This window comes from Knoellia terrae (assembly GCF_048606435.1).
Taxonomy (GTDB): domain Bacteria; phylum Actinomycetota; class Actinomycetes; order Actinomycetales; family Dermatophilaceae; genus Knoellia; species Knoellia terrae.
In genome coordinates, this window is record NZ_JBMBWH010000016.1 from 26,719 (window position 1) to 39,369 (window position 12,651).

The 12,651-nt window shown below is 74.0% G+C and carries 12 protein-coding genes; all 12 read right to left on the bottom strand.

The window, feature by feature from the left end; translation table 11 throughout:
* Window positions 1-10 precede the first annotated feature (10 nt).
* Window positions 11-1,147: a glycosyltransferase family 4 protein gene (locus tag ACOJV9_RS16320; RefSeq protein WP_420186292.1), complete on the bottom strand. Its 1,137-nt coding sequence runs from the start codon at window positions 1,145-1,147 to the stop codon at window positions 11-13.
* The gene (gene murJ, locus ACOJV9_RS16325; RefSeq protein ID WP_420186293.1) at window positions 1,144-2,796 is read right to left on the bottom strand and encodes a murein biosynthesis integral membrane protein MurJ; all 1,653 of its coding nucleotides are present in this window, start codon (window positions 2,794-2,796) and stop codon (window positions 1,144-1,146) included. The genes ACOJV9_RS16320 and murJ overlap by 4 nt, the downstream gene beginning before the upstream one ends.
* Window positions 2,793-3,605 carry a hypothetical protein gene (locus ACOJV9_RS16330; RefSeq protein ID WP_420186294.1) on the bottom strand — a complete coding sequence of 271 codons (813 nt, stop codon included), beginning with the start codon at window positions 3,603-3,605 and terminating at the stop codon, window positions 2,793-2,795. Before ACOJV9_RS16330 ends, murJ begins: the two co-directional genes overlap by 4 nt.
* A complete protein-coding gene (locus tag ACOJV9_RS16335) occupies window positions 3,602-4,552 on the bottom strand; it encodes a copper transporter (protein ID WP_420186295.1) in 951 nt (316 codons plus the stop codon). Before ACOJV9_RS16335 ends, ACOJV9_RS16330 begins: the two co-directional genes overlap by 4 nt.
* Complete coding sequence (steA, locus tag ACOJV9_RS16340) at window positions 4,549-5,730, bottom strand: putative cytokinetic ring protein SteA (protein ID WP_420186296.1); 1,182 nt, start codon at window positions 5,728-5,730, stop codon at window positions 4,549-4,551. Before steA ends, ACOJV9_RS16335 begins: the two co-directional genes overlap by 4 nt.
* Window positions 5,731-5,781: 51 nt before the next feature.
* Window positions 5,782-7,485: a DNA repair protein RecN gene (gene recN / locus ACOJV9_RS16345; RefSeq protein WP_420186297.1), complete on the bottom strand. Its 1,704-nt coding sequence runs from the start codon at window positions 7,483-7,485 to the stop codon at window positions 5,782-5,784.
* 5 nt (window positions 7,486-7,490) lie between these two features.
* A complete protein-coding gene (locus ACOJV9_RS16350) occupies window positions 7,491-8,432 on the bottom strand; it encodes an NAD kinase (RefSeq protein WP_420186298.1) in 942 nt (313 codons plus the stop codon).
* Window positions 8,429-9,208 (bottom strand): TlyA family RNA methyltransferase, encoded by a 780-nt coding sequence (locus tag ACOJV9_RS16355; RefSeq protein ID WP_420186299.1) that lies wholly within the window; start codon window positions 9,206-9,208, stop codon window positions 8,429-8,431. Before ACOJV9_RS16355 ends, ACOJV9_RS16350 begins: the two co-directional genes overlap by 4 nt.
* 25 nt (window positions 9,209-9,233) lie before the next feature.
* Complete coding sequence (locus tag ACOJV9_RS16360; protein WP_420186300.1) at window positions 9,234-9,533, bottom strand: hypothetical protein; 300 nt, start codon at window positions 9,531-9,533, stop codon at window positions 9,234-9,236.
* The gene (locus tag ACOJV9_RS16365) at window positions 9,530-10,441 is read right to left on the bottom strand and encodes a hypothetical protein (protein ID WP_420186301.1); all 912 of its coding nucleotides are present in this window, start codon (window positions 10,439-10,441) and stop codon (window positions 9,530-9,532) included. Before ACOJV9_RS16365 ends, ACOJV9_RS16360 begins: the two co-directional genes overlap by 4 nt.
* A gap of 67 nt (window positions 10,442-10,508) precedes the next feature.
* Complete coding sequence (locus ACOJV9_RS16370; protein WP_420186302.1) at window positions 10,509-11,417, bottom strand: HAD-IIA family hydrolase; 909 nt, start codon at window positions 11,415-11,417, stop codon at window positions 10,509-10,511.
* Window positions 11,414-12,067 (bottom strand): tetratricopeptide repeat protein, encoded by a 654-nt coding sequence (locus tag ACOJV9_RS16375; protein WP_420186303.1) that lies wholly within the window; start codon window positions 12,065-12,067, stop codon window positions 11,414-11,416. The genes ACOJV9_RS16370 and ACOJV9_RS16375 overlap by 4 nt, the downstream gene beginning before the upstream one ends.
* Between the last annotated feature and the right edge of the window lie 584 nt (window positions 12,068-12,651).

A 12,651-nucleotide genomic window follows, 5' to 3' on the forward strand; every position in this document is an offset into this window, starting at 1 on the left:
CAACGATACGTCATGCGGGCGGCTGACCCGGCCGCGACCCACCGTCGCTCCCGGGGCGCTCCGCGCTGCGGACGGATGCGTATGCCGTGAGCGCCGCTTCCAGCGCGTCCGCGCTCGTGGGGAGCTCACTCCCGCGCGAGATGGCCCGCGAACGCAGGTCGTCGCGGACCGCCGCGTGGAGCAGCACGTCGGCAAGGGCACGGGCCATGGAGGCGACGTCGCCGACCGGGACGAGGATCGCGGCCTCATCCACCACGGCACCGGTGCCGCCGGCGTCCGTGGCCACGATGGCCGCCCCCGCGTGCAGCGCTTCCTGCAGGGCCACCGGCTGCCCCTCCCAGCGCGCGGTCGACACCACCGCGTCGGCGGCGGCGATGAGGTCGGCGACGTCCGAGCGGTGTCCGAGCAGACGGACCGGCACCCCTGCGGCATCGATGCGCTGTTGCAGCCGGTCTCGGTCGGGGCCCTCCCCTGCCACCACGGCGAGCACGTCGACGTCGTGGCGACAGAGCATCTCCGCGACCGCGTCGACGAGGAGGTCGAGGTCCTTCTGCGGGGCGAGACGGGCCACGGTCACGAGCAGCAGGGTGCGGGCACCGATGCCGAGAGCGTGCCGCACGGCGAAGCGGTCGTGGACCACCGGGGTGGGCGGAGGTGCCGCGATGACGGCGAGCTCGGCACCGACGGCACCCAGCCTCCTCTGGACCTCGACGATGTCGGCGGAGACGCCGAGCACGAGGTCGGAGCCACGGGCCACGACCCGCTCGAGCACGGCGTGGATGCGGCCGGCGAGACCGCGGCCCGGCGAGGCGTTGTGGAGGGTGACGACGAGAGGGGTGCTGCGACCCACGAGCGCCGCGGCCGAGAGCGCGCCGACCCGGGCACCGTGGGCGTGCACGACATCGGCCGCGCCGCAGACCTCGCGCAGGGTCGCCAAGGCGCGAGCGTCACGGACGGGGTGGGGCCGGTCGGAGACACCGAGCACGACGGTCCTCGCGCCGGTGCCGACGAACGCGAACTGGTCCAGCTCCCCAGCGGGGGCGAGCACGACGACGTCGTGGCCGGCGCCGACGAGCCCGGAGGCGAGGTCGTGGACGTGGCGGCCGGTGCCCCCGGCGCTCGTCCCCATCACGAGTGCGACCCTCACTGCTCCGGCTCCTTCCGTCGGCGGCGGCGTCCGCGCTCCCGCAGCTCGCGCATCCCGGCGCGGTCGATGAGGGACATGACGAGGACGTGGACGATCATCGTGAGCCCACCGACGACGATGCCACTGAAGAGCGCGCCCCAGACGCCGGACACGTCGAGGGCCCGTGCGACCGTGTCGCCGACGCCGATGGCCACCGCGGCCGCGACGACGGCGGCCCCGACCGTGCGTCCGGCCCCCGCGAGCGAGGCCGGTCCCCACGCGCGTCGGACGAGCACGGCGAGCACGAGGGCGGACGCCGTCATGCCGAGAGTCGAGGAGATGCCGAGCAGACCGAGCGTCGTCCCGGCGTCGGACCCCTCGGGCACCCAGGCCAGTGGCAGCAGCCCGGCGACGAGCCAGCCGAGGGCCACGGCCAGGGCTGCGTGCAGGGGACGTCCGCGGACGTAGACGGCGCGGGTCAGCAGCGCCGCGACGCTGAAGCCGACGAGCCCCGGCGCGTAGGCCGCGAGCCCTCCGGGGAGGGCGCCCAGCGCCTCGCGTCCCGCTCCACTGCCACCCTTGTCCCAGGCGAGGAAGAAGTCCCCGACCGGCCTGGCAGCGGTGATGAGGGCGGCCGCGGCACCGGAGGTGAGGAGCACGATCGCGCGCAGGCTGCGGGCCAGCGTGGCAGGGGCTCCCGGCTCGGTCGTCGGGGTGGCGGCCCCGCCCTCGGCGTGGGCGAGCGCCGGGAAGGCGGCGGTCGCCACCGGGACGGCGAGGACGGCATACGGGAGCAGGTAGACGGCCTGGATGTAGGCATAGGCGTTGACCACACCGGTGTCGAGCGTGCGCGGCGCGTGGGTGAGCCAGAGCGTGAGTGCGACGGTCGCCTGCTGCGCCGCCAGGGCGAGGACGCCCGCACCGGCGAGCTGGGCCGCCCGGTGGCCGAGCCCCCCCGGGAAGGTGAGCGTGGGCCGCAACCGGGTGCCGGTGCGCAGGGTCGGGACGAGCAGCGGCAGGCTGAGGACGACGACGCCGAGCGTGGTGCCTCCCGCGAGGATCCACACGGCTCCGCGCCCGACCTCGTCGGCCCCGACGGGTCCGTCGACGACCTGGCCGTAGGTGACGTAGGCGCCCATGACGACGACGCTCGAGAGCAGCGGCGCCAGGGCGGCGGTGAGGAACCGGCGGTGGGCCTGCAGCACTCCGGCGAGGACGACCCCGATGCCGTACAGCGCCACCTGCGGCGCGAAGATCCGCAGCATCGTCGTGCCGAGCTCGACGCTGCCCGGGCGAGTCGCGTCGTCGAGCAGCAGCTCACTGAGCCAGGGCGCCGCGAGGGCGACCGCGGCGGCGAGCGGAACGAGGATGACGACGGCCCAGGTGAGCAGGGCGGAGGCGCTGCGGTCGGAGTCCTCCCGGCGCCCGGCCCCGAGCTGCCCCGCGACGAGCGGCACGGCGATCGCCGCGAGCGCTCCCCCGGCAGCGACCTCGTAGACGACGTTGGGCAGCGTGTTGAGGGTCTGGTACGCGTCACCGACGGGACTCGTCCCGACGCTGTTCGAGAACACGAGGGTCCGCAGGAAGCCCGCCAGCCTGGCGAGGAGCGTGGCGACCGCCACGACCAGAGCTGCCCGCGCCACGGACCGGCCCACAGCACGCCCGGTCACGGGCGACCCCAGCGGTCGAGACGACGCAGCGCGGGGGTGTCCTCGATGACGGCGCTGAACGACACGCGTTCGGAGAGGACGGTGAGGCCGGCGGTGACGGCGACGACGACGAGCCGCCCCCGCAGGCCGAGTCGCTCGACGAGAGCCAGCCCGACGAGTGCGCCGGCGCTGTTGGCGCCGGTGTCGCCGAGCATCGACTCACCACGCATGTCGGTGCGGACGGTGCCGGCGGCGGCTCCGAGGGCTGCGGCTGCGGTGGTGGCGCCGGCTGCCGACGGGGGCAGGAGCAGGGGCGCCGCGGTGAGGGAGACGGCCTTGAGGGCGCGGCCGGGACGCAGGTCGAGGAGGTTGGCGACGTTGGCCGCTCCCGCGACGGCGGCGCCGCCGACGAGGGTCGTGAGCGCACCACGGCTCGACGAGCGGTCGGCAAGGGCTGCCCCGACGAGGCCGGTGGCCGCCAACCCCACGATCTTCACGGCGCCGGTGGTGACCTCGCCGCGGGTCAGCGCACCGAGGTGGCCCCGCAGGCCCTTGCTCGTCGCGTCGCCGGCGAGGTCGTCGAGGGCGCCGAAGGCACCGGCCCCCAGGCTCACCGTCACGACGGGGAGGGCGGACGGGCCGGCAGCCATCCCGCCGAGGGCCGCGGCCACGGCGTAGACCGGTCCCTCGAGCAGGGTCACGGTGGCGCCCGCGTGGTTGGTGCGGTCCCACCGGGCGCGAAAGGTCTGGGGGACGTGGTGTCGCAGGGCCATCGCGCCGGCAGCGGCGACGCCGGCGACGAGGCCCACCGTGAGCGGACGGCGGCTCACGGCGCCGGGATCGGGGGGTACCCCGCGGACACGCCGTCACCGAGGCCGTACTGGCCGACGCCGCCACCGAGCTGCTGCACGAGGGCGTAGACGACGCTGACCTGGCCGAGGGGCAGGCTGACGTCATCGACGGTGGAGAGGGAGCGGGACGTGCCCGCGTCACCCCGAGCGGCCCGCACCACGGAGGAGACGCCCTCGAAGCCGGTCACCCCGACGTCTGAGGCGAGCACCGCTCCACGCCCGGCGCCGTCGAGGGCCAGGGCGAGGGCGGCGAGCCGGGTCGCGGCACGGTCCCGATCGGTGACGATGTCGCCCTCGATCGGGCCGCCGACCAGCACGGCGGTGGTGGCCGGCACGAGATCGGCCGTCTCGACGTCGATGAGGTTCTCGTTGGTGAGGGCGTCGAGGGCGCCCTTGGCCGCGTCGCTGGTGGCCGAGTCGGCGGAGACCAGCGCGTCGGCGAGGACCTCGTCGAGCGGGGTGGAGTCCGCCTCCGCAGGCTGCGGGAGGCCGAGCGAGCGCCGCAGGTCGGTCGCGAGGGTGGCCTGCTCGGTCGTCGCGGCAGTGCCGAGGGGGACCCAGGAGCTCTCCACCGTGGTGCGCGACACCACCCGGGCGCCCGACGCCGTGAGGAGCTCGTTGACCTCGCCGACGTGGTCGGCGTCCGCCTCGGGGAGGAGCACCAGGGCCACCGTGGTCCCCGCGAGCGCACCACCGACGAGGCGGCCGGCGGCGTCGCGGGTGAAGTCGTCACGCGCCGTCGACCCCTTGCGGGCAGCGTCGAGCTGGGTGCGCAGGGCAGTCCGGTCCTCACGCAGCTGCGTGACCTCCTGCGTCAGCGTGTCCCCGATGGAGCCCTTGAGCGGCCCCGCACCGAGCACGATCCCCACGGCCAGGGCCATGAAGATCGAGACGATCGAGACGAGGTGGTAGCGGAAGTCGATCACGTGACAATGCCTCCGAGGGCGGACCAGAGGTCGTCGAGGCGGGCGCCCAGGACCTGGAGGAGGACCTTGCCTCCGGGGGTCGCCCACAGAGCGGCGGCGAGGGCGAACAGTCCGACGAGGACCATGAGGGCCAGCCACGACCCCGAGATGCGGGAGCGGTAGAGCCGGCTCACCCCCTTGGCGTCGACGAGCTTGCCGCCGACCCGGAGCCGGGTGAGGAAGGTGCTCGCCATGCCGGAGCGCCCCTTGTCGAGGAACTCGACGAGCGTGGCGTGGGTGCCGACCGCGACGATGAGCGTCGCGCCCTTGTCGTCGGCGAGGAGCATCGCGACGTCCTCGCTCGTGCCGGTGGCGGGGAAGACGACGGGCTCGACGCCGAGGGAGCGCACCCGTTCGAGGCCCGGGGCGCGACCGTCGCGGTAGGCGTGCACGACCACCTCCGCGCCGCAGCGCAGTGTCGCGTCGGAGACGGAGTCCATGTCGCCGACGATGAGGTCGGGCGTGTGTCGCGCGTCGACGATCGCGTCCGCTCCCCCGTCGACCCCGATGAGGATCGGCTTGAACTCGCGGATGTAGGACCGCAGCATCTGCAGGTCCTCCTTGTAGTGGTAGCCGCGCACGACGATGAGGACGTGGCGGCCCTCGAGGTCGGTGCGGATGTCCGGTACGCCCACCCCGTCGAGGAGCAGCGCCCGCTCCTGCTTGAGGTACTCCATCGTGTTGGCGGCGAAGGCCTCGAGCTGGTCGTTGAGGCCGGCGCGTGCCTCGCTCATCGAGTCGGTCACCAGGGCGGCGTCGAGGGCGGCGCCGGTGGCCAGCACCCGGTCACCGTCGAGCAGCTGGTCGCCCTCGAGCCGGACCATCGTGCCCTCGGCGAGCGACATGACCTCCTCGCCGACCGAGTCGAGGAGCGGGATGCCGGCCGCGAGGATGATCTCCGGCCCGAGGTTCGGGTAGCGACCCGAGATCGACGCCGCGGCGTTGACGACGGCCGCCGGGCGGCAGGCGACGAGGGCCTCGGCGCTGACCTTGTCGATGTCGACGTGGTTGATCACCGCGACGTCGCCGGGCTTCAGCCGCTTGGTCAGGTCCTTGGTGCGCGGGTCGACGCGGGCGCGCCCGTGGACGCCGGCAGGGCCGGGGTCACGTTCGCGGCGCAAGCGGGTCGTGAAGGGCATCCCGGACATCGTGCCACGCTCGGCCTGTGCCCTCGTGCACGGCGCGGCCGGTCAGGCGTCGATGCTGCGGCCGAGGTCGGCGAGCAGGTCCCGGGCGTGCTCGAGGGCGGCCTCGCTCCCCGTCCCCGCCATCATCCGGGCGAGCTCCGCGACGCGGTCCTGCCCGATGACGCGACGCACCCCGCTGCGCGTCACCTGCCCGTCGTCGGACTTGGAGACGACGAGGTGGTGGTCGGCGTGAGCGGCCACCTGCGCGAGGTGGGTGACGACGATGACCTGTGCCGACGTGGCGAGGGCGGCCAGGCGTGCACCGACGTCGAGGGCGGCCCGGCCACCGACACCCGAGTCGACCTCGTCGAAGACGAAGGTCGGCACCGACCCGCTGGCCTCGGCTGTGGCGACCTCGATCGCGAGCATCACCCGTGACAGCTCTCCACCGGAGGCGACTCGGCTCACGCTGCGCGGCGCGCTGCCGACGTTGGCCGCGAGCCCGATCTCGACCTCGTCGGCGCCATGGGACCCGAGACGCCCGGCGGGCGTCACGCTGACGACGACGCGGGCCGAGCCCATCGCGAGATGGGACAGCTCCTCGGCGATGCGGTCGCCGAGCCGGGAGGCCGCCGCGCGGCGGGCCTCGGTCAGCTCCCCGGCCAGGGTGCTGCGCTCGGCGTCCAAGGCCGCGACCTGCCGCTCGAGGTCGACGATCCGGTCGTCGTCGCCCTCGAGCTCGAGGACCCGTCGGGACGCGTCCCGGCCCCAGGCGATCACCTCGTCGACGGTGTCGCCGTAGCTGCGCGTCAGCTCCCCGAGCTCGGCCCGGCGCTGCTGCACCCAGGCGAGCCGGCCCGGGTCGAGGTCGACGTCGGCGACGTAGCCGGACAGGTCGGACGCGAGGTCCGTGACGAGGTGGGCGACCTCGGTGAGCCGGCGCTCGAGGTCGGCCAGGGCCGGGTCGTTGGCGCTGACCTGGGAGAGCGCGGTGCGGGCGCGGGCCAGGGCGCCGATGACGCCGTCGTCGCCGTCGCCGTAGCTGTCGTCGCTGCCCGCGAGCAGCACCTGCGCCTCGGACGACCCCTGGCGCAGCTCCTCTGCGTGGGCGAGGCGCTCGTCCTCGATGCGGAGCGCGGCGTCCTCGCCGTCCTGCGGCTCGGCGGCCTCGATGCGCTCGAGGCCACGACGCAGCAGGTCGAGCTCCTGGGCGCGCTCGCGGGCCGCGGTGCGCAGGGTCTCGAGCGCGGTCACGGCACGTGCGTGTGCGGCATACGCCGTCTCGTATGCCGTCCGCGCAGCTGCCACGGGCTCGGCACCGAACGCGTCCACCAGCTCACGGTGCTCGTCGGGGCGGCGCAGGCGCCACTGGTCCGCCTGTCCGTGGACCGCGACGAGGTGCTCGCCGAGCTCGCCGAGCACGCCGACCGGGGCACTGCGACCTCCGACGTGCGCGCGCGAACGGCCCTCGCCGCTGACCGTGCGGACGAGGACGAGGGACTCGTCGACGTCGCCCCCGGCCTCGGCGGCGCGCACGGTGGCCGGGTGATCGGCGGGCACGTCGAACACCCCCTCGACGACCGCCCGGTCGGCACCCTCACGGACCATGGCGGAGTCGGAGCGGGCCCCGAGGAGGAGGCCGAGACTGGTCACGACCATCGTCTTGCCCGCACCGGTCTCGCCGGTGAGCACCGTCAGGCCCGGGCCGAACTCGATGAGCGACTCGTCGATGATCCCGAGGTCCTGGATCCTGATCTCCTGGAGCACCGCGATCAGCCCTGGGGGAGGTCGGCCTCGGCCGACTCGATCGCCCGCCGCGCCGCGCCACGCCACCCGTGGATGGACAGGTCGAACTTCTCGACGAGACGGTCGGTGAAGGGCGAGCCGGCGAAGCGCGCCAGACGCACGGGGTCGGCGCTCCGGTGGACCTGGATGCGCGCACCGGGAGGCAGGTCGACGGCGCGGCGCCCGTCGCAGCAGACGACCCCGGCGCCCTCGGTCCGGGGTACGACCTCGACGGCGAGCTGGCTCTCGGGCCCCACGACGAGAGGACGGGCGAAGAGCGCGTGCGCGCTGATGGGCACGAGCAGCATGGCGTCGACGTCCGGCCACACGACCGGTCCCCCGGCGGAGAACGCGTAGGCCGTCGAGCCGGTCGGGGTGGCCATGACGACGCCGTCGCATCCCCAGGTGGACAGCGGACGCCCGTCGATCTCGACGGTGAGCTCGATCATCCGCTCGCGAGAGGCCTTCTCGACCGTGACCTCGTTGAGCGCCCAGCTCTCGAACACCGTCTCGCCGTCGTGGAAGGCGGTGACCTCGAGCGTCATGCGGTCCTCGATGGTGTAGTCGCGCGAGACGATGCGCTCGACCGTGACGTCGAGGTCGTCGCGCTCCACCTCGGCGAGGAACCCGACGTGGCCGAAGTTGACGCCGAGCAGGGGGACGCCCGAGCCCCGGGACAGCTCGGCGGCTCGCAGGATGGACCCGTCACCACCGAGGATGCAGACGAGCTCGCAGCCGTGGGTGGGGTCCTCCGGGTGCGCCGCGACGAGGTCCGGCTGGCCCTCGAGCGGGGTGCCGCGCACCTCGTCGACGATCACGGCGACGTGGACCCCAGCGGCCTTGAGCCGGCGGACGACGCCGAGCGCGTGGTCGTGGACCTCTGGTCGGGCCGGGTGGACGACGAGCAGGATGCGTCGCGGCTGGCTCATGCGCGTCCTTCCGTGGCGAGGTCCCGGACGGCGGCGTGCACCGCGTCGGGGTCCATCGTGCCCGAGGCCCCCGACCTCCCCCACAACAGGTACTCGGTGTTGCCCTCACCGCCGCTGATCGGGCTCCTTGCGAGTCCGTGGATCCCCAGACCGGTCGCAGTGGCCGCTGCCACGACGTCCGTGAGCGCCCGGCGGCGATGGCGCGGGTCGACGACGATGCCGTTCTTGCTCAGCCGTCCCCGGCCCACCTCGAACTGCGGCTTGACGAGGACGACCACGTCACCACGGTCGTTCGTCAGCCCCGCGATGGCCGGCAGCACGAGGGTGAGCGAGATGAACGACAGGTCGGCGACCACGAGGTCGAAGGTCCCGAGCCGCTCGGCGGTCGTGTCACGGATCGACGTGCCGCTGAGCTCGGTCACCCGGGGGTGCTCCCGCAGCTCGTCGACCAGCTGGTCGTGCCCCACGTCGAGGGCGACGACGTGCTCCGCACCCCGGCTCAGGAGGACCTGGGTGAAGCCGCCCGTCGACGCGCCGACGTCGAGGCAGCGCCGCCCGGCTGCCGCCAGCCCGACGGCCTCCCACAGCGTGAACGCGTGGTCGAGCTTGTGTGCGGCCCGCCCGACCCACCGAGGACCGGCGGAGGCGATGACGAGGTCGGCGTCGTCCTCGACCGCGGTGGCTGCCTTGAGCACGACCCGGCCGTGCACCGTGACGTGCCCGGCCTCGACGAGGTCACGCGCCTCACCGCGCGAGCGAGCCAGGCCGCGCCGCACGAGCTCGGCGTCGAGCCGGGCGATCTCAGCCGCCCAGATTGCCGAGCCGGCCCTGCAGGGTGCGCTGCACCTGCTCGCCGCGCTCGATCTGCGCGTCGAGGTCGTCCTCCGGGGCGGACGCGAGGTCGCGCAGGGAGGCGTCGATCACCAGGTCGCCCGTCTCCGGGGCGCCCGAGTCCGGGGCTCCGGGGTCCGGGGCGCTCAAGTCCGAGGACGCCGACTCCTGCGATCCGCCGCTCTCGGGGACGTCCGACTCCTGCGGCTCCGGTTCCGGGGCCGAGGGCGGCCCCGGTGCCGGGATCCGCACTTCGGAGTACTCGCTCACGCGCTGCCCGCCGAGCTCGAGGTGTCCGTGGGCGCCGACGCGGCGCCGGACTTCTTCGCGGTGGTGGTCCTCGACGTCGACTTCTTCGCCGACGACGCGGTGCCGGAGGTCCCGCCACCGGTCGACTTCTTGGCGGTCGTGCTCTTCTTCGCGGCGGACGACGTCTTCGCGGTGGTGGACTTCTTCGCTGCCGAGGACTTCCTGGCGGTCGTGCTCTTCTTCGCGGTGGTGGACGTCTTCGCGGCCGATGACTTCTTGGCCGTCGAGGCCTTCTTCGCCGGCGACGTCGTCTTCGCGCTCGACGTCTTCGCGGTCGACGTGCGGGTCGCCCGGCGCGGGGATTCCGCGCCGGTGCCGGTGCCGGTGCTGGTGCTGGTGCTGGTGCTGGTGCCCTTCGGCGCAGACGCCGCCTTCTTCAGCGACGAGCGAGCCGGTCGTCGGCCCGCCGGCGCCGGCGTCGAGGCAGGCGTCGTGCCGGCCGCCACCGTGTCGGACACCGCGGCGCCTGCGGTGTCGGCGACGGAGGCCACTCCGGTCGCGGCGGCACCGGCTGTCGCGGAGGAACGGCCGGACAGTGTGGCGGCGAGGTCCTCGACCTGGCCGCGGAGCGAGGACACGGTGGCGGACACCTGCGCCAGCTCCTGCTGCAGGGTGTCGACGTCGAGGCGACCGACGGCCTTGTCGACCTCGGCGCGCACCAAGGACACGAGGTTGCGGCGGTTGGTGTTGGCGGCGGCGATGAGCTCGTCGGCCATCTTGCTCGCCTGCTTGGTCACCTTCTTGGGCGAGAGGTCGTTGTTGGTCAGGGCCACGAGCTCGGCGGCGGCGTCACGGGCAGCCCCCTTGGTCATCTCGCCCAGTCCGGAGGCGAGCTCGACATATCCCTGGATCATCGACCGCTTGGCCATCGTTCCTCCTGTGGTTCGGGGTGGTTGGCGCCCACGCTACTCGGCAACCCCGGTTCCCGACCGGACGTCAGCGGGCCAGCGCCGCAAGCACCTGCGGGACAGCGCGACTGACGTGATCTCCAGCCAGGCCCTCGTCCTGCGCCGCCCACTCCCTGCGCAGTGCGGCCACCGCCGGCTCGAGCTCCTCCTCGTCGACGAAGAGCGCGCGCAGGTCGGCGGCGATCCAGGTCGGCCGGGCTGCGGTCCGGGCGGCGATCGCGTCCGGCACGCCATGCACGCCGGTGAGGACGAGGAGCGAGTCCATGCCCGCCGCCGTCGCACCCTCGATGTCCGTCTCGAGGCGGTCCCCGATGGCGAGGATGCGGTCCGGCTCGACGCCCAGGCGCTCGGCGCACAGGAGGTACAACGGCTCGTCGGGCTTCCCGGCCACGAGCTCGGGTCCACGGCCGACGGCCGCGCCGACCGCGAGCACCAGCGCACCGTTGCCCGGGGCGAAGCCCGAGGCCGTGGGCAGGGTGTGGTCGGTGTTGGTCGCCAGCCACAGGGCGCCGCGCTGCACGGCGTATGCGGCCTGGGCCAGGTCGTCGGCCGTCACCGCCGGGCCGTACCCCTGCACGACCGCAGCCGGCTCGTCCGCCGCCGTGGTCACCGGCTCGAAGCCCCGCTCCCGCAGGGCGTCGGACACCCCCGAGCCACCGATGGCCAGGACCCGTGCTCCCGGCTCGAGGTGCCGGGTCAGCACCCACGCCGCGGCCTGGCTGCTCGTCGCGACCGCGCTGTCCTCGATCGTCAACCCGAGCCGTCGCAGGTGGTCCCCGACCTCCGATGGTGGTCGGGACGCGTTGTTCGTCGCGAACTGGATGGGTATGCCGGCTGCCGACAGCGACTCGACGGCGTGCGCCACTGCCGGGTCACCTCGGTAGACGACGCCGTCGAGGTCGACGATGAGCGCGTCGTAGCGGTCGACGAGCCTCACTCGTGGACCTCGTCCTCCTCCGCACCCCCGAGGAGGTCGGTCGCGCTCACGCCATCGAGCTCCTCCAGGCGCTCCACGGCGTCGGTCTCGTACTCGGTGTCGGCGTCAGCGGCCTTCTGGAACCACTCCCGCGCCTCCTCGGTGCGACCGAGCCCGAGCAGGGTGTCGGCATACGCGTAGGCGAGCCGTGGCTGGTTCGACTTCTTCAGCTGGGGGATCTGCAGCGCGACGAGCGCGGCGTCGGTCTGGCCCAGGTCGCGGCGGATCCCCGACACGACGATGGCGAGCTCGACCCGCTCCTCGGTGGGGAGGCGGCGCGACTCCGGCGACTGCGCCAGGTCCAGGGCGCGCTCGTGCCGCCCCAGCCCTCGCTCGCAGTCGACCATGAGCGGCAGGAGGTGGTCGGAGCCACTGATCCGCCGCACCGTCCGGAACTCCCCGAGGGCCCGGGCGAAGTCCCCGGTGCGGTAGGCGACCATGCCGAGGGCCTCACGGGCAGCCGGGACCCGACCGGCGCGCCGGACCGCGGTCTCGGCGTGGGCCATGGCCGCGTCGTAGTCGTCCGCCTCGAGCAGGGCGGCCACCATCACGAGGTGCTGGGCCACCCCCTCGGCGTTCTCCTTGCTCAGGGTTCGCAGCTGGTGGTGCACGGAGCGGTCCAGCTCCTTGCCGGTGACCCCGTCAGGGATGCGGGGCTCCGGGCGCCGCGGCGTCTTGGGTGCCAGACGGGGCCCGCCTCGCTGCTCACCATCCCGGTCCGATCCCCCGCGGGTCGGCCGGGCCGAGTTCCGACGGTCGCCGCCGGAGTCCCCGCGTCGATCGGCGCTCGACCCGCCACGACTGTCACCGCGTCGGTCGCTGCTCGGACCACCCCGACCACGCTCGGGACCTCCCGAGCTGCGCGGAGGCCGGCCACTCGCATCGCGGCCCCGCGAACCGGATCCGCCGGCGTCACGTCGGGAAGTGCCTCGACGGGAGTCGTCACGCCCGCCCTCGCGTCCGGGTCCGCGGTTCTCGTCAGTCATCGAAGCCTCCAGGGGCGGTCGGGCGGCGACGGGCGCCGCGAATGCACGACCACAGTGTAGGGCCGCGCCGGCAGGCCGACCCGAGGCGAATGGTCCGGGGCCGTCGGTCCGGAATTTCGCCGGAAATGGGCCCGGCCTTGGTGGGAAAATGAGAAATGGCCCGCCGGGTGGGCGGGCCATTTCTGGAATGTTTGTCCGGCTGCGTCCTA